Annotated in this window: 18 protein-coding genes and 1 riboswitch; of the genes, 15 read left to right on the top strand and 3 right to left on the bottom strand. The window is 72.2% G+C overall.

Annotated features, from left to right (window positions below):
- Positions 1 to 258: 258 nt before the first annotated feature.
- The 14 genes from iolC to QU602_RS15220 all read left to right on the top strand — a co-directional run bounded on the left by iolC (position 259) and on the right by QU602_RS15220 (position 16451).
- A complete protein-coding gene (gene iolC, locus QU602_RS15285; RefSeq protein ID WP_308797313.1) occupies positions 259 to 1248 on the top strand; it encodes a 5-dehydro-2-deoxygluconokinase in 990 nt (329 codons plus the stop codon).
- Positions 1245 to 2174 (top strand): Cgl0159 family (beta/alpha)8-fold protein, encoded by a 930-nt coding sequence (locus tag QU602_RS15280; RefSeq protein ID WP_308797312.1) that lies wholly within the window; start codon positions 1245 to 1247, stop codon positions 2172 to 2174. Before iolC ends, QU602_RS15280 begins: the two co-directional genes overlap by 4 nt.
- On the top strand, positions 2174 to 3097 hold the full coding sequence (gene iolB, locus QU602_RS15275) for a 5-deoxy-glucuronate isomerase (protein ID WP_308797311.1): 924 nt from the start codon (positions 2174 to 2176) through the stop codon (positions 3095 to 3097). The genes QU602_RS15280 and iolB overlap by 1 nt, the downstream gene beginning before the upstream one ends.
- Positions 3094 to 4995: a 3D-(3,5/4)-trihydroxycyclohexane-1,2-dione acylhydrolase (decyclizing) gene (gene iolD, locus QU602_RS15270; RefSeq protein WP_308797310.1), complete on the top strand. Its 1902-nt coding sequence runs from the start codon at positions 3094 to 3096 to the stop codon at positions 4993 to 4995. Before iolB ends, iolD begins: the two co-directional genes overlap by 4 nt.
- On the top strand, positions 4992 to 5699 hold the full coding sequence (locus QU602_RS15265) for an MgtC/SapB family protein (protein ID WP_308797309.1): 708 nt from the start codon (positions 4992 to 4994) through the stop codon (positions 5697 to 5699). The genes iolD and QU602_RS15265 overlap by 4 nt, the downstream gene beginning before the upstream one ends.
- A 70-nt stretch (positions 5700 to 5769) precedes the next feature.
- On the top strand, positions 5770 to 6678 hold the full coding sequence (locus QU602_RS15260; protein ID WP_308797308.1) for a TIM barrel protein: 909 nt from the start codon (positions 5770 to 5772) through the stop codon (positions 6676 to 6678).
- Positions 6675 to 7856: a Gfo/Idh/MocA family protein gene (locus QU602_RS15255; protein ID WP_308797307.1), complete on the top strand. Its 1182-nt coding sequence runs from the start codon at positions 6675 to 6677 to the stop codon at positions 7854 to 7856. Before QU602_RS15260 ends, QU602_RS15255 begins: the two co-directional genes overlap by 4 nt.
- A gap of 63 nt (positions 7857 to 7919) precedes the next feature.
- Positions 7920 to 9326 carry an extracellular solute-binding protein gene (locus QU602_RS15250; RefSeq protein WP_308797306.1) on the top strand — a complete coding sequence of 469 codons (1407 nt, stop codon included), beginning with the start codon at positions 7920 to 7922 and terminating at the stop codon, positions 9324 to 9326.
- 17 nt (positions 9327 to 9343) lie between these two features.
- Positions 9344 to 10264, top strand: coding sequence for a carbohydrate ABC transporter permease (locus QU602_RS15245; RefSeq protein WP_308797305.1), 921 nt, complete (start codon positions 9344 to 9346; stop codon positions 10262 to 10264).
- A complete protein-coding gene (locus QU602_RS15240) occupies positions 10261 to 11115 on the top strand; it encodes a carbohydrate ABC transporter permease (RefSeq protein WP_308797304.1) in 855 nt (284 codons plus the stop codon). The genes QU602_RS15245 and QU602_RS15240 overlap by 4 nt, the downstream gene beginning before the upstream one ends.
- Positions 11115 to 12188: an ABC transporter ATP-binding protein gene (locus QU602_RS15235; RefSeq protein ID WP_308797303.1), complete on the top strand. Its 1074-nt coding sequence runs from the start codon at positions 11115 to 11117 to the stop codon at positions 12186 to 12188. The genes QU602_RS15240 and QU602_RS15235 overlap by 1 nt, the downstream gene beginning before the upstream one ends.
- A 4-nt stretch (positions 12189 to 12192) precedes the next feature.
- A complete protein-coding gene (locus tag QU602_RS15230) occupies positions 12193 to 13449 on the top strand; it encodes a CehA/McbA family metallohydrolase (protein WP_308797302.1) in 1257 nt (418 codons plus the stop codon).
- A 121-nt stretch (positions 13450 to 13570) separates the two neighbouring features.
- A complete protein-coding gene (locus tag QU602_RS15225; protein ID WP_308797301.1) occupies positions 13571 to 16300 on the top strand; it encodes a glycoside hydrolase family 38 N-terminal domain-containing protein in 2730 nt (909 codons plus the stop codon).
- Positions 16301 to 16313: 13 nt separating this feature from the next.
- Entirely contained in the window at positions 16314 to 16451 is a 138-nt protein-coding gene (locus QU602_RS15220) for a hypothetical protein (RefSeq protein WP_308797300.1), read from the top strand.
- Between the two features lie 61 nt (positions 16452 to 16512).
- On the opposite strand, the gene QU602_RS15215 is transcribed toward QU602_RS15220, so the two are convergent.
- Complete coding sequence (locus tag QU602_RS15215; protein WP_308797299.1) at positions 16513 to 17274, bottom strand: GntR family transcriptional regulator; 762 nt, start codon at positions 17272 to 17274, stop codon at positions 16513 to 16515.
- A gap of 175 nt (positions 17275 to 17449) precedes the next feature.
- Here QU602_RS15215 and QU602_RS15210 point away from each other — a divergent pair, with 175 nt between their 5' ends.
- Positions 17450 to 17677, top strand: coding sequence for a hypothetical protein (locus QU602_RS15210; protein ID WP_308797298.1), 228 nt, complete (start codon positions 17450 to 17452; stop codon positions 17675 to 17677).
- 30 nt (positions 17678 to 17707) lie between these two features.
- Here QU602_RS15210 and QU602_RS15205 read toward each other — a convergent pair whose 3' ends face one another.
- Both QU602_RS15205 and QU602_RS15200 read right to left on the bottom strand, forming a co-directional pair.
- Positions 17708 to 18940, bottom strand: coding sequence for an alpha/beta hydrolase family protein (locus tag QU602_RS15205; RefSeq protein WP_308797297.1), 1233 nt, complete (start codon positions 18938 to 18940; stop codon positions 17708 to 17710).
- Positions 18941 to 19188: 248 nt separating this feature from the next.
- Positions 19189 to 21486: a bifunctional hydroxymethylpyrimidine kinase/phosphomethylpyrimidine kinase gene (locus QU602_RS15200; protein ID WP_308797296.1), complete on the bottom strand. Its 2298-nt coding sequence runs from the start codon at positions 21484 to 21486 to the stop codon at positions 19189 to 19191.
- Positions 21478 to 21576, bottom strand: a riboswitch (TPP riboswitch). Its footprint overlaps the gene before it by 9 nt.
- Positions 21577 to 21661 lie beyond the last annotated feature (85 nt).

Genomic DNA, 21661 nt, shown 5'->3' with positions numbered 1-21661 from the left:
CGATTCGAGGGGGGCCGGCAGTCGTCGTTTCCGCGGTCGCGCGGAGGGCGGCCGGGGTCCGCCGCACGGGATCGGACCGAACCGGCCCGTTGGACCGGCCCGCTGAACCGGGCCGCCGAACCGGGCCGCTGAACCGGGCCGCCGAACCGGGCCGCTGAACCTTTCCCCAGTACGGCTGGTTTGGCTTTGTCATGACAATAGGTACTATTGACAGGTCCGGCGAAGGCGCACCTGGCACAGGAAGTGGTACAGCGACGTATGACGAGCACACGCATCGAGGCGGGACCGCGCAGCACCGCGGACCTCGAGGTGATCACCATGGGGCGCCTCGGCGTCGACCTGTACCCCCTGCAAGACGGCGTGCCGCTCGAACAGGTCACGACGTTCGGGAAGTATCTCGGCGGCAGCGCAGCCAACGTCGCGGTCGCCGCGGCGCGGCTCGGCCGGTGCGCCGGCCTCGTCTCCGGCGTCGGCGACGACGGATTCGGCCGGTTCCTCCGCGCCGAGCTCGCACGATTCGGCGTCGCGTCCGGCCAGGTCGGCACGAGCACGACGGCGCCCACGCCGATCACCTTCTGCGAGATCTTCCCGCCCGACCACTTCCCGATCACGTTCTACCGCGACCCGATCGCGCCCGATCAACAGATCGAGCCGGAGGAGCTCGATCTGCGGGCCATCCGCGCGGCCGACCTGTTCTGGACCACCCTCGGCGGACTCGCGAAGGAGCCCGCGCGTTCGGCGCAGCTCACGGCCCTCGACGCACGCGGGCGACGCGCCCACACCGTGATCGACCTCGACTATCGCGCCACCTTCTGGCCCGACCGCGAGACCGCGGGTGAGGCGGCGCGCTCCGCGATCGCCCGCTCGACCATCGCCGTGGGAAACCGTGAGGAGTGCGAGGTCGCCGTCGGTGAACGCGACGACGAGGGCGCGGCCGCGGCGCTGCTCGGGCTCGGCGTCGACCTCGCGATCGTGAAGTCAGGCCCCGACGGCGTCTACGCGCGCACCGCGACCGACGAGGTGCGCGTGCCCTCGCACCGTGTCGAGGTCGTCAACGGACTCGGCGCCGGCGACGCGTTCGGCGGGGCGCTCTGTCACGGGCTGCTCGCGGGCTGGGATCTCGAGCGGATCCTGCGGTACGCCAACGCCGCGGGCGCGATCGTCGCGGGCCGCCGGGAGTGCGCCGAGGCGATGCCGACCCCGGCCGAGGTCGACGCCGTGCTCGCGGGCGAGCGGGTCGCACGGTGAGCGGCGCGCACATCGGGCTCGCCGACTTCGAGCGGCTTCGCGAGCGCCGAGCCAACGAGCCCGGCGCGATCGCCGATGCGCTCGCCGCGCGCCGGCGTCGGTCGATGACGGACGGTCGTCGGCTGTTCATCGTGGCGGCAGACCACCCGGCGCGCGGCGCGTTGCGCATCGGCTCGGAGGCCCTCGCCATGGCCGACCGCTACGACCTGCTCGAACGGCTCGCATGCGCGCTCTCCAGGCCGGGCGTCGACGGCGTGCTCGGCACGCCGGACATCATCGAGGACCTGGCCCTGTTGGGACTGCTCGACGACAAGGTGGTCGTCGGCTCGATGAACCGCGGCGGGCTTCGCGGCGCCGTGTTCGAGATGGACGACCGGTTCACCAGCTACGACGTCGAGGGCGTCCTGCGCGATGGGCTCGACGCGGTGAAGACGCTCCTCCGCGTGAATCTCGCCGATGCGGGATCGGCGGCGACGATCGAGGCCAATGCGCGCGCGGTGACCGCGGCCGCGGCATCGCGTCTGCCGATCATGGTCGAGCCGTTCATGAGCGAGTGGCGCGACGGCCGCATCGTGAACGACCTCACCCCGGCGGCCGTGATGACCTCGATCGCGATCGCGGCGGGGCTCGGCTCGACCTCGGCGTACACCTGGCTCAAGCTGCCCGTCGTCGACGAGATGGAGCGCGTGATGGCCGCCACGACCCTGCCGACCCTGCTCCTCGGCGGCGAGTCGCAGACGGGCCTCGACGGGCAGCTCGAACGCTGGGAACGGGCGCTCGCGCTGCCCGGCGTCCGCGGCCTCATGGTCGGCCGCTCGCTGATCTACCCGCACGGCGGCGATGTCGCCGCCGCGGTCGACGCGGCGGCCGCGCTCGTGCACGGTAGGACGATCGGCCCGGGCGCGAAGATCGGGGCGGGCGCCTGATGCGGGTCAACGAGTGGCTGTTCCGCGACGGCGCGCTCGCTCGCGACGGCTGGGACTGCGTCGTCGACGCGTCCACGCCCGGCTGGCAGCACACGGGTCTGCGGGTGGGCAGGCTCGAGGGCGAGCGGATGCTCCGGCTCGAGGCCGGATCGGTCGAGCGGCTCGTCGTGCCGCTCGCCGGGTCGTTCGTCGTGACCTGGAACGACGCGGACGTCGCAGGCGAGACCGTGCTCGAGGGTCGGCGCGGCGTGCTCGACGGCCCGACCGACGTGCTCTTCCTCGGCGCGGGCAGCGCGATGACGGTGCGCGGCGCCGGCCGCGTCGCCGTGGCCGAGGCCCTGACGAGCGACCGCCGCCCCGTGCAGTACGTGCCGGCCGCCGACGTGCCGGTCGAGCTGCGGGGTGCGGGCCGGGCGAGCCGGCAGGTGCAGAACGTGGGGACCCCGGGTGTCGTCGACGCGGCCCGCCTCATCGTCTGCGAGGTGCTGACGCCGGCCGGCAACTGGTCGTCGTTCCCCGCGCACAAGCACGACGAGGACCTTCCCGGCGTCGAGTCGCAGCTCGAGGAGATCTACTGGTTCAGTACGGACCCGCAGGGGTACGGGGTCTTCACCTCCCATTCGTCGGAGGCGGGCGAGATCGAGACGGCCGCGCGCGTCCACGACGGCGACGTGGCGCTGGTGCCGTACGGCTACCACGGCCCGGCGGCTGCGCCGCCCGGCACGGATCTGTACTACCTCAATGTGATGGCCGGCCCGGGTGAGCGGGTCTGGCTGGTGAGCGACGACCCGGCGGAGGCGGCGATTCGGGAGTCATGGTCGCAGCAGGCCGTCGACCCCCGCCTGCCGTTCGGAACGCCCGAGCGCCCCGGCGGAGTCGCAGGAACGTCTTCGACCGCAGCAGGAGAGAAGGAGCGACGATGACAGACCGGCGGATGACGGTGGCCAGGGCTCTGACGGAGTTCCTCGCGGCGCAGTGGACGGTCGACGGGGACACGCGTGTCCGCACGGTGCCCGGCGTGCTCGGCATCTTCGGGCACGGCAATGTCGCCGGCATGGGTCGCGCGCTCGGCGAGATGCAGCGCGACGACCCGTCTCGCCTGCCGTACCGCCCGGCGCGGAACGAGCAGGCCATGGTCCACCAGGCCGTCGGGTTCGCGCGCGTCAACCGCCGCCGCGCGACACTCGCGAGCACCGCCTCGGTCGGTCCGGGGTCGACGAACATGCTCACCGGTGCCGCCCTCGCGACCACCAACCGGCTGCCGGCGCTGCTGCTGCCGAGCGACACGTTCGCCACCCGGGTGGCCGACCCCGTGCTGCAGCAGCTCGAGCTGCCGCACGACACCGGCCTCACCGTCAACGACGCGTTCCGCCCGTTGTCGCGGTACTTCGACCGGGTCGACCGGCCCGAACAGCTCTTCTCCATCGCGCTCGCGGCCATGCGAGTGCTCACCGACCCCGTCGAGACCGGCGCCGTCACGATCGCGCTGCCCCAGGACGTGCAGACCGAGACGCTCGCCGTCCCCGCCGCCTTCCTCGCGGAGCGCGAGTGGCACCTGCGTCGCCCCGTGCCCGAGCCGGGCGCGCTGGCGCGCGCCGTGCAGCTCATCCGGTCGGCGCGGCGGCCGGTCGTCGTCGCCGGAGGCGGCGTCGTGTACGCGGGGGCCGAGGCGGCACTCGCGGCGTTCGCGGCGGCGACCGGCGTCCCGGTCGCGACCACGCAGGCCGGCGGCGGCGCCATCCTCGATGACCACCCTCAGTCGGTCGGCGGCGTCGGCGCCACCGGCTCGGCCGCGGGCAACCGGCTCGCCGCCGACGCGGACGTCGTCATCGGCATCGGCACAAGGTACAGCGACTTCACCACCGCGAGCCGCACCGCGTTCCAGGACCCGTCGGTCGCCTTCGTCAACGTGAACGTGGCTCCCTTCGACGCGCACAAGCTCGGGGCATCCGTCGCCCTCGTCGCCGACGCCCGCGAGGCGCTCGCCGCGCTCGCCGAGGCGCTCGCCGGCTGGCGCGTGCCGGCCGGGTACGCCGAGCGCGTCGCGGCCGAGCGCGACGGCTGGCGCGACATCGTCCGGCTCGCGACCGCGCCGACCGGGCGCGAGCTGCCCGCCCAGGCCGAGGTGATCGGTGCGGTGCAGGCCGAGCTCGCCGACCGTGATGTGATCGTGCAGGCCGCCGGGTCGCTGCCGGGCGACCTGCACAAGCTCTGGCGAGTGCGCGACCCGCTCGGGTACCACGTGGAGTACGCGTACTCGTGCATGGGCTACGAGATCGCGGGCGGCCTCGGGGTGAAGCGTGGGCTGGTCGCGCAGGGCGACGACCGTGAGGTGGTGGTCCTGGTCGGCGACGGCTCGTATCTGATGATGAATTCCGAGCTGGTGACCGCGGTGTCCGAGGGCCTCAAGCTCGTCGTGGTGCTCGTGCAGAACCAGGGGTACGCGTCCATCGGCCGGCTCTCCGAGTCGGTCGCGGGTGAGCGCTTCGGCACGCGCGCCCGCATGCTCGATGTCGAGGGCGCCGAGGGGTCCGTCATCCCGCTCGACCTGGCGGCCAATGCCGAGAGCCTCGGTGTCGACGTGATCAGGGTCGAGCCCGGTGCCGGCGTGATCGAGCGGCTCCGCGCGGCGGTCGCGGCCGCGCGCGCGGCCGCGCGGACCACGCTGGTGCACGTCGAGACCGATCCGCTGCCCGATGCGCCGGACGGCGAGGGCTGGTGGGACGTGCCCGTGCCCGAACCGGAGGCGGGCGACGGCGCGGCGGCCGAGGCGGCCGAGCGGCATGCGCGAGGGCGGGCCAGGCAGCGCCCGTACCTGTGAGCATCTGGCAGCTCGACGCCGACCTCGGCGCCGAGCTGGGCCTGCTCGCGCTGGCGTTCGCGCTGTCGCTCGCGATCGGCGTGGAGCGATCGCGTCGCCAGAAGAGCGCGGGTCTGCGGACGCACGTGCTGGTCTGCCTCGGCTCGGCCATGTTCACGCTCGTGTCGGCCTACGGGTTCGAGAGCGTGCTCGGTCCCGACGTCGTCGTCGACCCGTCGCGGATCGCGGCTCAGATCGTGTCGGGGATCGGCTTCCTCGGCGCCGGGGTGATCTTCGTGCGCCACAACGTGGTGAACGGGCTGACCTCGGCGGCGACGATCTGGATGGTCGCGGCCATCGGCATGGCCTGTGGTGCGGGGATGCCGTTCCTCGCGATCGCGGGCACGCTGCTGCACCTGATCACCGTCGGACCGCTCTCGAGGCTCCGCGATCGGGTTCGACCGGGGCCGGAGCGCATCAGGATCCAGGTCAGGTACCTGCCGGAGCACGGCGCGCTCAAGTCGGTCCAGTCGGCGGCGACCGCGCTCGGCATGCCCGCGTCGCTCCTCGGTGCCTCGCGCGTGGCGGGGGAGCCCGAGATGCGCGCCGTGCTGGAGTTCCAGGGCAGTGCCAACGAGCTCGAGCGGGCGGTGCTGGTCGACGCGATCGGCGCCCTCCCCGATGTGCAGGGCGTCACCCTCCAACCAAGTTCGGATGACGAGTGAACCAAATGTCATTACGTGCTAACATAGTCCCCGGTCAGTCCCGTCAGCTTCAGCGTGGAAAGGAAGACGGTTGATCCGCATTGCGAACGCCCCCGTCAGCTATGGCGTGTTCGAGCTTTCGCGTCCCGACGTCGTGCCGCTGCCCTCGGGCGAAGAGCTCGCCGCCTGGATCGCCGAAGCCGGATACGAGGGCATCGACCTCGGCCCGGTCGGGTTGCTCGGCACGGGCGACGACCTCGTCGACCGCCTGACCAGGCACCGGCTCGGGCTCGCCGGCGGCTGGGTCGACCTGCCGTTCGCGGCGGAGGACGAGGCGTTCGACGGCGCCCGCGCCGGGCTCGACGGCATCCTCGACGTCTTCGTCACCGCGGCCGAGGCCGATCCCGAGCGTGCCCCGCTGCCCACCATCGCTTGCTCCGGGTCGGCCGAACGCAAGGCCCGGCCGGGCGGGGCCCCCGAGCTCATGCTGCGCGGCGATCGCTGGCAGCGCTACCTCGACCGCGTGAACGCCGTCGCGGACCAGGTCAGGCGGCGTGGACTCGAGCCCACGTTCCATCACCACGCCTGCACCTATGTCGAGACGCCCGACGAGATCGACGCGCTGCTCGCCGGCAGCGACATCGGGCTGACGTTCGACTCCGGCCATCTGCTCATCGGCGGTGGCGACCCGCTGCCCGACTACGCGCGCTGGCGCGATCGCGTGAACCACCTCCACCTGAAAGACGCCGACACCTCCATCCTCCGATCGGCGCTCGGCACCGACGACCCCATGCGTTCCGTGTGGGAGCGCCGGGTCTTCGTGCCGCTCGGCGACGGCGACCTCGCGGTCGACGAGCTCGTCGACGCGATCGTCGCCAGCGACTACGCCGGATGGCTCGTCGTCGAACAGGACGTCGTGCTCGCGTCGGCCGCCGACGTCGAGCGCGCCCGCGCCGAGCAGGCTGCAAACCGCGAACGTCTGCGCCGGTGGTTCGCATGAGTCGCATCCGCGTGGCCGTGATCGGCCTCGGCGCGATCAGCCGCACGGCGCACCTGCCGCTCATCGCGCGCAACGCCGAGCAGTTCGAGCTCGCCGCGCTCGTCGACCTCTCGGCCGAACGTGCCGCGGGCGTCGCCGCTCGCCACGGCGTGCCCGGGTCAGCATGCTTCCGCTCAGCGGCGGAGCTCGCAGAGGCCGTCGAAGCCGGGCGGCTCGCCGTGGACGCCGCGATCCTCGCCACGGCCGGCTCGCACGGCGCCGACACGCTCCGACTCGTCCAGGCCGGCATCCGCGTGCTCGCCGAGAAGCCGCTGTCGTACTCGCTGGCCGAGCTCGACGCTCTGCGCGACGCGGCCGGCTCGCGCGGCATCGATCTCGCGGACTGGGTGCGCGTCGGCTACATGAAGGAGTACGACCCCGCGGTCGCGCGCGCCCGCGAACTGCTCGACGGCGTCGAGCTGCGGGCCGTCCGCGTCGAGGTGATGCATCCGCTCGACGGCGCGCAGCTCGCGTTCGCCCACCTGCCGGCCCCACCTGCGGATGTCTCGGGCGACGCGCTCGCCGCCGCGACCGCGACGACCGCGGCCGTCGTCGACGGCGCCGTCGGCGCCGAGCTGCCGGCCCGGCTCCGCACGCTCTACACCAACGTCATCCTCGGCTCGATCGTGCACGACATCGGCGTGCTCAGGCAGCTCACCGGAGGCCTCGGCGAGGTGCGCATCGCCGAGCACTGGGGCGCCCGCATGCCCGGTTCGCTGCATCTCCGGGGCCGGCTCGCGCGCGATGAGACGCCGTGGAGCATCGACTGGCACTACATCGACGGCTACCCGCAGTATCGCGAGACGATCACGTTCCACCACGAGCACGGCACGATCGAGCTCGAGTTCGGCGTGCCGTACGTGCTCAACCTGCCGACCGTGCTGCGCGTGACCTCGGCCGAGCCCGGGCTCGGCGCGACGGTCTCCGAGTCGCGGTGGATGCAGGAGGAGGCGTTCGAGAACGAGCTTCAGGCGCTCGCCGCGCTGGTGCGCGGCGAGCGGCCCGCCGGTGCCTCGGTCGACGAGGCCGAGGCCGACGTGCGCACCGGGCAGCGGATGCTCCGGGCGCTCGCCCGTTCCGAAGACGTCCCACTCGATTCGCGGAGCGAGGCGGGTGCGGCGATGTACATCCAGAACTGAACTCCACACCTGAACCCCCACCACGTGGCCGGCGACGCCGGCCACACACCTTGAGGAAGGTCGATGATGATCACCACTGCATCACGACGAACGCTGACGGCCGTGGCGATCGCCGCGACCGGTGCGCTCGTCTTCACGGGCTGCACCGGCTCGTCCGACGAGTCGGGCGAAGACGGCCCGGTCACGCTCACGATCACGTCGAACGCGATCGCCGGCGGCAAGAACGCCGCCGAGGCCGAATGGATCGCGGACTACGTGATCCCCGGCTTCGAGGAGGCCATGGCCGACGAGGGCCGCGAGGTCACGGTCGAGTTCGAGCCGCAGGGCGTCGATGACGAGGACTACAAGACCAAGATCGCGCTCGACCTGCAGTCCGGCGAGGGCGCCGACATCTTCGGCATGGACGGCATCTGGGTCGGCGAGTTCGCCGAGGCCGGGTACATCGCCCCGCTCGCCGACATCGCCGGCGACGCCGTGGACGACTGGGAGGGCTGGGAGCAGATCCCCGACGCCGTGCAGGGTGCGCTCTCGTTCGAGGACGAGCGCTACGGCGTGCCGCAGGGCGCCGACGGGCGCGTCCTGTACTTCAACCGCGACCTCTTCGCGCAGGCCGGGCTCCCCGAGGACTGGCAGCCCACCAGCTGGGACGAGATCCTCGACGCCGCCCGGGCGCTGAAGGACGTCGAGGGCGTGACGCCGATCCAGCTGAACGCCGGCACGGCGATGGGTGAGGCCACCACCATGCAGGGCCTGCTGCCCCTACTCGTCGGCACCGGCGAGCAGGTCTGGGAGGACGGCAAGTGGATCGGCGCGGGCGACGGGCTCACCGAGGCGCTCGACCTCTACCGCACGATCTACGTCGACGAGGCGCTCGGAGACCCGGTGCTGCAGCAGGAGGCATCCGGCCGCGACACCTCGTTCCAGCTGTTCGCCGAGGGCAAGATCGGCATCCTGCTCGAGGGCGACTACTTCTGGCGCGCGGTCGTGAACCCGGCCGAGGGCGTCGGCACCGCGCCCATGGCGAACCGCGACGAGGTCGTGGGCTACGCGAAGATCCCCGCGATCGAGCCCGGCGAGGGCGTCGAGGGCCGCGACTTCGTGTCCATGTCAGGTGGCACGGGCCGCGTGCTGAACCCGAACTCGGATCACCCCGAGCTCGCGTGGGAACTGCTCGCGTTCATGAACTCGGCGGAGGCGTTCGAGGCTCGCAACGCAGGCACCATCTCGATCACGCCGCGTGAGGACGTCAACGCGGAGATCCTCTCGAGTGACCCCATGCTCTCGTTCGTGAGCGCAGAGGTGCTGCCGATCACGTCGTACCGCCCGCCGCTCGCCGCGTACCCGCAGGTGTCGCTGCTGCTGCAGGAGGCCACGCTCGAGGTCGCGACCGGCGGCTCGGTCGACGACGCGCTCGCCGCGTACGTGTCGGGGCTCGAGGGCGTCGTGGGCGCCGACGCGGTGGCTGACTGACGATGATCGATACGAGGATGCCGGCGGGGAGCGCGACCCGCGCGCCCCGCCGGCGCCGCGCCGAAGACGTGGCCGGCCTCGGCCGGCTGCGGGCGGGACTGTTCGTCACGCCCGGCCTCTTGCTCATCGGCCTGTTCCTGCTCTTCCCGGCGATCTGGACCGTCTATCTCGGGATGACGAACTACCGGCTGACCGGGCTCGCGGCCGCGTCCCCCGAGTTCGTCGGGCTCGACAACTACGCCCAGGCGCTCAGCGACCCCAGCTTCTGGAACTCGCTCTGGCTCACGCTGATCTTCGTCTTCTTCTCGGGCATCATCGGGCAGACCGTGCTGGGCTTCGGGCTCGCCTGGTCGATCCGGAACCTCACCGGCTGGATCAAGACGACCGTCGAGACGCTCGTGCTCGCCGCCTGGGTGATCCCGGCCTCGGTCGCCTCCTTCCTCTGGCTGGCCCTGCTCGACCGGCGTTCGGGCACGCTCAACGCGGTGTTCGGCACCGAGGGCGCGGCGTGGCTCATCGAGCACCCGATGGAAGCCATCATCGTGTTCAACCTCTGGGTCGGCACGGCGTTCTCGATGCAGCTGTTCTCCTCGGCGCTGAGCGCGGTGCCGCCGTCGCAGCTCGAGAGCGCCCGTATGGTGGGCGCGAGCACGTGGCAGCAGCTGCGCGACGTGATCCTGCCGAACATCAAGGGTCATGTGCTGACGAACACGCTGCTCATCACCCTCTGGACGTTCAACACGTTCACGCCGTACCTGCTCACGGCCGGCGGCCCGAACGGGCAGACCGAGATCCTGTCGGTGTACATCTACCAGACGGCGATCCCCGGCGGTCAGCTGGGTCTCGGCGCCGCGATCTCGCTCATCATGCTGCTCATCAACCTCGTCATCGCGCTCGGGTACGTGCGCGTCTCCCGTGGAAGGAGGGTCCGCACATGAGTACGCAGGTGAACGACATCGTGCGCAATCGCACCGTGCGCCAGTACGTGTCTCGCGTGCTGTTCGTCGTGATGATCACGCTGGTCTCGGTGTTCTTCGCGGTCCCGATGCTCTGGCTCGTGCTCGCGCCCTTCGACGCGACGCCGACGCTCTCGCTCGGCTGGCCCGACTGGACGCTGGACAACTTCGCGCGGCTCTTCGAGAACCCGTACGCGATCCGGTCGATCGGCAACTCCCTGATCCTCGGCGTCGGCACGATGGTGCTGGTGCTCGTGCTGGGGGCCCTGGCCTCGTACGCCATGTCCCGCATCAAGATCCCGGGGCGCGACGGCATCCTCTACGGGCTGCTGCTGCTCTCCTCGATCGTGACCGGAACCGCCGCGATGGTGCCGACCTTCCAGCTCATCTCGCAGCTCAAGCTCATCAACACCCACGTGGGCGTCGTGCTCGTGCTCGCGGGCGGCATCCTGCCCACGGTGATCTTCATCCTGAAGGACTTCATGGATTCGATCCCGAAGTCCTACGAGGAGTCCGCTCGGCTGTACGGCGCGGGACCGTTCCGGATCCTGCGCGACATCGTCGTGCCGATCGCGCGCCCGGGACTGGCGTTCATCGCCATCTGGACGATCGTGCAGGTCTGGGGCAACTTCCTCGTGCCCTTCCTCCTGCTCCGCAGCCCCGACATGCAGCCGGCCGCCGTGCTCATGTACACCTTCTACACCGAGAGCGGGCAGGCGGACCTGCGCCTCATCTCCACGTTCGCCCTGCTGTTCTCCGTTCCCGTGCTCCTCATCTACTTCTTCGTGAACCGTCGCTACGGTTTCCGATTCCACGGAGGGATCAAGTCCTGATGTCCGGTATCACTGCCACCGCGCTCGTCAAGGAGTACCCCGGCGGGGTGCGCGGCGTCGACGAGGTCGACGTCGAGATCGCCGACGGCGAGTTCTTCGCGCTGCTCGGCCCGTCGGGCTGCGGCAAGACGACGCTCCTGCGCTCGATCGCCGGCCTCGAGTCCATCACCGAGGGCACGCTCGACATCGGCGGCCGCGACGTCACGAACGCCGAGCCCGGCGAGCGCGGCGTCGCCATGGTCTTCCAGGACTACGCGCTGTTCCCGCACATGGACGTCGGCGACAACATCGCCTACCCGTTGCGCATCAAGAAGGTCGGCCGCACCGAGCGGCGCGCGACCGCGTCGACCGTCGCCGACGGGCTCTCGCTGCAGGGCCTCATCGAGCGGCGGCCGGCCCAGCTCTCGGGCGGCCAGCAGCAGCGCGTCGCGCTCGCGCGCGCCGTCGCGACCCGCCCCGAGGTGCTGCTGCTCGACGAGCCGCTGTCGAACCTCGACGCGAGGCTGCGACTCGAGGCGCGCACGTTCCTCAAGGAGCTGCAGCGCGACCTCGGGGTGACGACGGTGTTCGTCACGCACGACCAGGCCGAGGCGCTCGCGCTCGCCGACCGCATCGCGGTCATGAAGCAGGGCAAGCTGCAGCAGATCGGCACGCCGCGCGAGATCTTCCAGCGCCCGAACAACACGTTCGTCGCGGGGTTCATCGGCTCGGTGCCGATGAACCTGCTCGACACGGTCACGACGGCGGGCGGCATCACCATCGGCGACACCACGCTGCCGTTGCCGCCCGGCACCGAGGGCCTCGTGCCCGAGGGGCGCGAGGTCACCTGGGGCATCCGCCCCGAGTACCTGCGCTGGAGTGCGGAGCCGGTCGAGGGCGCGATCCCCGCCGAGGTCACCGTCGTCGAGAACCTGGGCGCGAGCGTGCTCATCCTCGTCCACGCGGGCGAGCACAAGTTCCAGGTCGCGGTGCCCGAGGAGCACGAGCCGGCCGTCGGCGACCACGGCTGGGTGCTGCCGCAGCAGGCGAAGGCGCTGCTCTTCGACCGCGAGACCACCCAGCGCATCGGCTGAGCGGATGAGTGTGATCCGCCGGACCCTGCAGCTGACCACGGACGTCCAGAACGAGGGGCGCTACGTCACCGTGCCGTTCGAGGTGCCGGCCGGCACCTCGTCGCTCGAGGTGCGCATCTCATACGACCGCGACGTGGCCGTCATCGACCTCGGATGCGAGGGCGCGGCGGGCTGGCGCGGCTGGTCGGGCGGGGCGCGCACCGACTTCGTGATCGCGACGGATGACGCCACGCCGGGCTACCTGCCCGGCGAGCCGGAGCCCGGCGAATGGTCGGTCGTGCTCGGCGTGCACCGCGTGCCCGCCGAAGGGGTCAGGCTCGACGTCGAGGTGCGGCTGCCCGCGGAGTCCGCGATCGACCACGGGCCGGTCGCGGCACCGCGGCACGGGGTGCCGCGCGGCAGTCGGCGCGCACTCCCGGCCGCCCCGGGGCTCACCTGGTACGCGGGCGACTTCCACGGGCACACCCGGCACTCCGACGGCGCCGAGAGCATCTCGGGCCTGGCCGCGCGCGGGGTCGCCGCGGGGCTCGACTTCATGGCCGTGACCGACCACAACACCGTGAGCCATCACGCCCACCTGCCCGCCGAGGGCGCCCGGCAGGGGATCACGCTGCTGCCGGGCCAGGAGGTCACGACCCACCGCGGGCACGCCAACGCCTTCGGCGACATCGGCTGGATCGACTTCCGCAGGCCGGCACAGGAGTGGGTCGACGAGACCGACCGGCGCGGCGGCGTGCTGAGCGTGAACCACCCCATCTCGGGCGACTGCTCGTGGCTGCACCCGCTCGAGCGGCTGCCGCACGCGATCGAGCTCTGGCACTCGACCTGGTATCTCGAGCTCATCTCGACCGCGCCGCTCGCCTGGCACCGGCGCTGGGCGCCGGACGTCGTGCTGCTCGGCGGTGCGGACTTCCACAACGCGGCACAGGGCGTCGGGCCGGGCACGCCGACGACGTGGGTCGCGGCCGAGGATGCCTCGCCCGAGGCGATCCTCGCCGGCGTCGCCGCGGGCCGCACCGCGATCATGGGCGGCGTGAGCGTGCGCGACGGACTCAGCGTGCCCGAGCTCTTCACCGCCCCGGTGCTGCTCAGGATCGACGGCGAGCTCGTCGCGATCGACGCCGACGGGCTCATCCTCGTGGACGGGCTCGGCGGCCGACGGACCGTGCACGGCGACCGTGCGGCGTTCAACGCCGACCCGGCCGACGGTCCGTACACGCTCGTCCTCGCCGATCGTTCGGTCGTCGCCCTCGCCGCGTGAGCGGCGACCCGGCCGCCGACGAGACATCCGCCCACTGAGACATCCGCTCACTGAGACATCCGCCCACCGAGACATCCGCCCACCATCGCACCATGCACCACCCGCAGAACGGAGCCATCCTGTGAGTCGCGAACTCGTCGTCGTCCCGCACACCCATTGGGACCGCGAATGGTACGAACCCCACGATGTGTTCCGGCTCCGGCTCGTGCACATGCTCGACGGACTGCTCGACCTGCTCGAGTCCGAGCCCTCGTACCGGTTCACGCTCGACGGGCAGGCCGCCGCGATCGAGGACTACCTGGAGATGCGGCCCGACCGGCGCGCCCGGGTGGTGGCGCTCGTCGAGGCGGGGCGGCTCAGCGTCGGGCCGTTCCTGATCCTGCTCGACGAGTTCGCCTGCGACGGCGAGACGATCGTGCGCAACCTCGAGCTGGGCCTGGCGTCGAGCCGGCGGCTCGGGCGGGCCATGCCCGTCGGGTACCTGCCCGACATGTTCGGGCACGCGGCGCAGACGCCGCAGATCCTCCGCGGCTTCGGCATCGGGCACAGCGTGCTCTGGCGCGGGGTGCCCGACCGGGTGCGGAACCACGCGTTCGCCTGGCAGGCGCCGAACGGCGATGCGGTGCGCTGCGAGTACCTCTTCGACGGGTACGGCAACGGGCTCGACCTGTTCGCGCTGCGCGGGCAGCTCGGCACCCTCGCGCCCGAGTACGCCGAGCGCACCGCGTCGTGGTTCGGCGACGACCCCGTGCTGGCCATGCTCGGCACCGATCACAGCGCCCCGCCCGCCGACCTCGTCGACGTCGTGCGCGCCTACGACGCGGCGGGCGGCGACCCGGCGATCTCGATCGAGACCGTCGACGGCTATCTCGCGGGCTTCGCGACGGATGCAGAGGCCCTCGGCGCGCTGCCGAACGTGACCGGCGAACTGCGCTCGCACGCGCGCGGCAACCTGCTGCCGGGTGTGTTCTCGATCCGCACCAATCTCAAGGCCGGCATGGCGCGCACCGAGCGCATGCTCACGGCGGCCGAGCGCCTCGACCTCGTCTACGGCACGCGGGATCACCGTGCGTTCTTCGACACCGCCTGGTACCGCCTCGTCGAGAGCACGGCGCACGACTCGGTCACGGGCTGCGGGGTCGACGAGACCGCCGAGCAGGTCGGCACCCGCATCTCGACCGCCGGGCACATCGCGCGCGGCGTCATCGGCAGCGTGCTGAGCGACCTCTCGGCGTCGGCGTCGCCCGCGACGCACCTGGTCTTCAACCCGTCGGCGCACGCGCGGCGCGCGCAGGTCGAGGTGACGGTGCACGGCGCCCCCGAGCTCTCGGCGGGCGCGCAGCTGCTCACGCCACTGCCGACCGTGCTCGGCGATGAGCGCATGCGCACCGACGAACTGCCGAAGCTGCTCCGCCGCATCCACGGCCGTGAGCTGTTCGGGCAGCTGATCAACGGCTACGCCTGGGGCGAAGGGTCGCTGCGTTTCGATGTGGCGGAGAGCCCGGTCGGCGTCTGGGACCTCGCGCGATTCACCGCCGAGCTCGAAGCGCGCGTCGCGGCCGACCCGGCCGGCGCCGGGCAGTGGCACGTCGAGACGATCGCCGAGCCGCGCCACCGGGCACTGCTCGCGGTCGACCTGCCCGGGCTCGGGCTCGCCGCGGTGAGCGAGTCGACGGCGCCCGCCCCGTCGGCCCCGGTGCGCGCGACCGAACGCTCGCTCACGAACGGCGCCCTGACCGTCACCGTGAACCCCGACGGCACCGTGCGCCTCGAATCGGCGACCGGGGGCGTGCTCGACGGCGCCCTGCGACTCGTCGACGAGGGCGATCGCGGCGATTCGTACAACTACGGGCCCGTCGATCCGACGTCGGCCGTCGACACGCCGTCGGCCGTCGACACGCCGTCGCACGTGGAGATCACGCTCCTCGAGCGCGGCCCGCTGCGCGGGCGCATCCTGATCCGTCGCGCCTACGCGGTGCCGGTCGGACTCGACGCCGACCGCCGCCGATCGGGCGCGACGGCCGAGCTGGTCGTCGACACGATCGTGGAGCTGCGCGAGGGGGAGTCCTTCCTGCGGGTGGGCGTCGACCTCGTCAACCCCGTCTCCGACCACCGGCTGCGGATCCTCGTGCCCGTCGGGGCACGTGATCTCCCCGGTTCGCGGAGCGCGGGCCAGTACGGCATCACCGAGCGCGGGCGCGAGGGCGAGGGTGGCTGGGGCGAGTTCCCGCTGGCGACCTATCCCGCCTACCGGTTCGCCGCCGCGGGCGCGGCCGGCGTGCTCGTGGACAAGCTCACCGAGTACGAGCTGGTGAGCGACGGCGCGGGCGATGGCGCATCCGAGGACGCGCTCGCGCTGACCCTGCTGCGCGCGGTCGGCATGATGAGCGTCAACGTGCATCCGCTCCGCGACGAGCCGGCCGGCTCCGAGTTCCCGGTTCCCGGCGCGCAGTACCTCGGCGAGCGTGTGCGGACCGAGTTCGGCCTCGTCGTCGGTGACGCCGGTGTGGTCGCCGACGAGGCGCTCGTGTCGGCGGCCGAGGCCTTCCGGCACGAGCCGCTCGTCGTGCGCGGCACCGGCGCGGCCGACGGTCCGCTGCCCGCGCCCGTCGTCGACGTGCAGGCGAGCGGCGCGGTCGTGCTCGAATCGGCGCGCCGCGTCGACGGCGACGCCGAGCTCAGGTTCGTCAACTACCTCGCCGAGGACGCGCCGCTCACGCTGCGCTCGTCGGCCGGCTGGTCGCGGACCGACCTGGCGGGCGATGGCGCCGACGAGGTGGCGGATGCCTCGGGCTTGGTGGTGCGCGGTGGCGAGATCCTCACGCTGCGCTCGCGGCTCGCGGCGCCGTGACCGGCTCGCGCCGTTGACGCTGCGCTCGTCGGCCGGCTGGTCGCGGACCGGCCTGTTGGGCGATGGTGGCGACGAGGTGACGGATGCCTCGGGCTTGGTGGTGCGCGGTGGCGAGATCCTCACGCTGCGCTCGCGGCTCACGGCGTCGTGACCGGCTCGCGCCGGCGCGCGCTGCGCCGGCCCGCGCTGCGCCGGCCCGCGGCGCGACCGGGTCAGCGGTCGATCAGGGTGATCTCGAAGGAGTAGAGATCGGGGCGGTAGCAGTGCCGCGCATACTCGATGACGCGGCCGGCGCTGTCGTAGGCGGTTCGATCCATGGTGAGCACCGCGGCGGCCGTGGACAGGTCGAGCAGCCGGCATTCGGCCGGTGTCGCGGCGCGCGCGCCGATGCGCTGCTTGGCGACCCGCATGGTGGTGCCGCGCGCTCGCAGCAGCTGGTACAAGCCGTGGCGGTCGAGGGCCTCCGTGTCGAGATCGACGAAGTCGGTCGTCAGCACGTTGTCCATGACCGCGAGCGGGACGCCGTCGGCGGAACGCACGCGGAGCAGGTGGAGGGTCGGCGCACCGAGCTCGATGCCGAGCTCGCCGGCGACCTCGGCATCGGCCGCTCTGACCTCGGCGGTGAGCAACTGGGTGCTCGGGTGCTGGCCGGTCCGCTCGAGGTCTTCGTGCAGGCTGGTCAGCGCGACATTCCGCGAGACCCGGCCGTTGACGACCTGGGTGCCGATGCCGCGACGGCGGACGAGCAAGCCCTTGTCGACGAGCTCCTGGATCGCGCGGCGGATCGTCGGACGGGAGAGCCCGAGCCGGTTGCCGAGGCTCACCTCGTTCTCGATCCTGGCACCGGGAGGGACCGCGCCGTCGCGGATGGCCTGCTCCAGCCGGCTCGACACCTGGAAGTACAGGGGGACCGGCCCGGACCGATCGAGGTCCATGAAGATCTCAGCCGGCAGCTGGTGTTCGGGCTCGGTCATCGGCGACTCCTCGAAGCGCTGCTCGTTCGGCAGCGGGTGCGGGCGGTGATCCATGCATGTTCAGACATTAAGAACTTCGACGACCATCGTATCGCTGCGGAGTCCGCATGACGCGTGATCGACACCCGGGATCCGATGACCGGTATTCCGCCTTCGCGCCTCATAGCATGAGCTCGTGGATGAGGACCTGACGCAGGAGCGCCTCGAGCGCTCGGACAAGCTGGAGAAGCGCACCGTCGGCGGCGAGCTGCGGTACTACGTGAAGAACATCAAGGAGCACTGGCCGGTGGTGGTCGAGAACGAGCCGAACGCCGAAGGCCGCGAGGCGTGGTGGACGGCCGACGGCAAGTTCCACGCGACGCACGCGCAGCTCCGGCGCGACTCGTTCATCGGCGTGATCTGACGCCGGGGGTGACGGGTTTGGTCGTGGGCGTCAGCCCGCGAGTCGCTCGTCCAGCCAGTCGAACGCGCGCGCCGCGAGCAGGCTGTGCGCGAGCGGCTCGCAGTGCAGGTCTCCGCCCTCTGCCGCGGTGAACTCGACCAGCGTCGACACCGTCGGTGCGAGGGCCGCGAGCTGTGCGGACTGCCCGGGCCAGAACTGCTCGTGCTCGGGCGCGGTGATGAGCATCGGGGTCGAGATCGCGGCGCCCTCGGTCTCGGTCAGCCGATACGTCAGGACCTTCGAGACGGTGGCGGCGTATCCGTCGGCCCCGTACGGCCGAGCGCGGAAGCGCCAGGTGCGGGCGGTCTCGGCCGAGAACCGCATGCCGATCGCCATCTCGTGGTCGAACTTCTCGTGCTCGCCGTCTTCGGCGAGCTTGACCATGCCCTTCGGCATGTGTCCGAGCCATGACGTGGAGACGTCGACCACGCCGGGGTCGACGATGGCCGCCGCGAACCGGTGCTCGTACGCCAGCGCCCGCGGCACCCAGTAGCCGGCCTGGCTGACACCCCACACCGCCAGTCGCTTCGCATCGACGTCTGGCCGCGCGACGAGTGCGTCGACCACGGGCGTGAGCACCGCCTCCCAGTCGTGCCGGAACGGCACGTCGCGTTCGAAGAGCAGCTCCTGCTGACCGGGTCCTACGAAGACCAGCACTCGGTAGCCGCGCGCAAGCGCGGCCGGCCCGGCCCCGACCCAGGCGTCGGCGATCGACTCGTCGCTGCCGAGGTTCAGCACGAGGGTCGGCCGGGCGGCGCCGTCGGCGGCCGGGCTGAAGAGATACCCGGGCAGCGAGCCGCCCTCGTACGGGATGGCGAGGCGCTCGACCGTGGTCGCGACGGTGTCGACGTATCGTTCCCACGCGCCGAGGTGCGCCCGGAACGTCGGCAGCAGGGCGTCGTCACTCGGCAGCGAGGCGACCGCGTTCACGGCGCGGCCCAGATAGCACGCGGCGCGGAGGTACGCCGCGGCGGCGGAGACGTTGTGCCCGCGTGCCGCCGAGGCATCCGCCTGCGCCAGCACCCGCTCGCCGAGCCCGCGCCAGGCCGCGAACCACCCTTCGTGATCCTTCGGCTTCACGTCGCGCACCGCGGCGAGGATCTCGCCGATGTCGCCGCCCCCGCCCACGGTCGCACCGATGGCGCCCCGCACCTCGTAGTCGAAGTCCGGGTTCGCGGCGAACGCGCCGGCGAACGCGTGGGCGGGCTGGGATTCGGCATGCATCGCGGACTCCTCCGGCTCGGCTGGGGCTCGTTCCCGCCAAACGTAGCGAAACATCCGCATCGCTGTCACGGCGCAGAACGCGCACGAGCGCACGACCGCACAGCCGCACGAGCGGTCGCACATGGTGGGTGTTGCTTGAGGACACCCGCCATGCGAGACCGTTCCGTGCTCGAACGGCGCTCAAGTTGCGCTCAAGCTGCGCGCGCCGGGGCAGATCAGTCGCGGGTCACGTGCGGGTCACGTGCGGGTCACGCGCGGTCGAAGAATGCGAGTTCGTGCGCCGAAGAGACGCGGAACGCCCGATGCATCCGTGCACGCACCTCGGGCCTCGCACGCGACGCGGCATCCGTGACGATCGCGACCGCCTGGCGCGTCGCCGCCGCGAACGCGGGATCCGCGTAGGTCGCGAGCCACGAGGCGTACGGATGCTCCGGCGCGAGCGCCGCGGCGCCGAACTCGCCCGCCGCGAGACGCTCGCCGAGATCGGTGTACAGCCAGAAGCACGGCAGCAGGGCGGCCACGAGCACCGGGTAGTCGCCGCGTGCGGCGGTCGCGAGCAGATGGTCGAGGTACGCGGTCGTCGTGGCATCCGGTTCGGCCGGACCCGAGACGGATGCTTCGCCGCCGAGCCAGCTCGCGTGCAGCTCGAGTTCGCCGACGAGGGCGCCGTGCGCCGAGTTCGCCCAGAACGCCTGGGCCGCGGCGTCCGGCGCGAGACGGGAGGCCTCGGCGAGTACGCGCGCGTAGTCCCCGAGGTAGAGCGCGTCCTGCGCCAGATAGTCGAGGAACGGCGCGGTCCGGAGCGTGCCGTCGGCGAGCCCGCGGATGAACGGCAGCTGATCGATGCCCGCGCGCACGTCGTCGATCGAGGACCACCACTCGGCCTCGAGCTCGGCGGGCGTCGGCGCCGTCGTCGTGCCGCCGCGCGACCAGAGACCCGCGAAATGGCTGACCGGGCCGTGTCCCGACCCGACTTCGAGCCCCTCGCCGTGCCGGATCGACTCGCGGAGCCAGCGCCGCGCCTCCTCGATCGCGGGCTCCCAACCGCCGCGCGAGACGCGGAGCGTGGCGACGGCGGAGGAGAGGGAGCATCCGGTGCCGTGCGTCGCCGTGGTCGCGATGCGCTCGCCGTCGAACTCGACGATCGTCGCCGTGGACGCGTCGACCAGTGCGTCGGGGGCGCGCGAGCCGCCGAGGTGTCCGCCCTTGACGAGCACGCGCAGCCCGAACAGCGCCGACACCGACTCGGCCTGCGCGATCGCGTCATCCCAGGTGTTCGCGCGCGAGGTGTTCGCGAGGACCGCGAGCTCGTCGAGGTTGGGTGTGACGAGGTGGGCGAGCGGCAGCAGCCGGCCCATCGCCGCTTCGGCCTCGGCGTCGAGGAGCCGGTCGCCGCTCGTGGCGACCATGACGGGGTCGAGCACGACGACGGGCGGCCGGGTGGCCTCGACCCAGGCGGCGGCCGTGTCGATGACCTCGGCGTTCGCGAGCATGCCGACCTTCACCGCATCGATGTCGACGTCGTCGGAGAGCGCATCGAGCTGGTCGCGCAGGAACGCGGTCGGCGGCACGTGCACGCCGCGCACCCCGCGTGTGTTCTGCGCGGTGAGCGCGGTGATCGCGGCCATGCCGTAGCCGCCGACCGCGGCGATCGACTTCAGGTCGGCCTGGATGCCCGCGCCGCCCGATGGGTCGCTGCCCGCGATGCTCAGCACCCGCGGGACACCGGACGCCACTGGTCGCGCGTGGCGCGCCGCGGGCTCCGCGAGTAGCGCAGGGCGCTCCGCGGGCTCCCCGAGTAGCGCGGGGCGCGACGACGCCTCCGCCGGTCGCGCAGCGCGCGCCGAAGGAGCACTCGCATCGAGTCCTGTGCCGCCCGCCGCCCGCACGAACTCAGCCGCCGCCTCCCGCGGCTCGGCCGCCGCGCAGATCGCCGACACCACGGCGATGCCTGCCGCACCGGCCGCGCGTAGCGCCGGCACATCCGGCACCTGCACCCCGCCGATCGCGACGCACGGCACGGGGCTCACCGCGGCCAGCGCGGCGAACCCGTCGATGCCGAGCGCCGGCGGGTGGTCGGCCTTCGTGGCCGTCGGCCGGATCACGCCCACGCCGACATAATCGACCGTGCTCCGGGGCATCCGCTCGACCGCCTCGAGATGCGCGACCGTGTTCGCGGTGAGGCCCACGACTGCGCTCGGTCCGAGCGCCTCGCGCGCGGCCGCCACCGCGGCGTCGCCCTGCCCGAGGTGCACGCCGTCAACGCGGATGCCCCGCGCTCGCGCCGCGACCGCGACGTCGAGCCGGTCGTTGACGACGAGCATCGCCCGGCCGTCGATCACGTCGGCGAGCGCCTCGAGCTGCCGCAGCAGCTCGGCGTCGCTCGCGGTCTTGTCGCGGAGCTGCACGGCGGTCACGCCGCCGGCGACGGCCTCGGCGACCACGGCGACGACGCCACGCGGCCCGCACAACGCGGCATCGGTGACGAGGTAGAGCGAGAGGTCAGCTCGCCGGCGGACGGGGTCGGTGGACAGACGATCGCGCATGGGCGACATCCCTTCGCTAGTACGAACTAGATCAGGTTCGACGGGTGTGATCTCAGCCGCGCGCGACGCGCGGCACCCCGTGTCACTGCCGCCGAGTGTAGCGCGGGGCGCGAGTCGGTTGAGGACGCTATTCGTGGGTTCCGGGGCCGCAGGACCGACGAATGCCGTCCTCTCC

Origin of the sequence: Agromyces protaetiae (genome assembly GCF_030866785.1) — a bacterium.
Taxonomy (GTDB): Bacteria; Actinomycetota; Actinomycetes; order Actinomycetales; family Microbacteriaceae; genus Agromyces; species Agromyces silvae.
The sequence above is the reverse complement of the archived record's forward strand: the minus strand, read 5'-3'. Positions and strand labels throughout refer to the sequence as shown.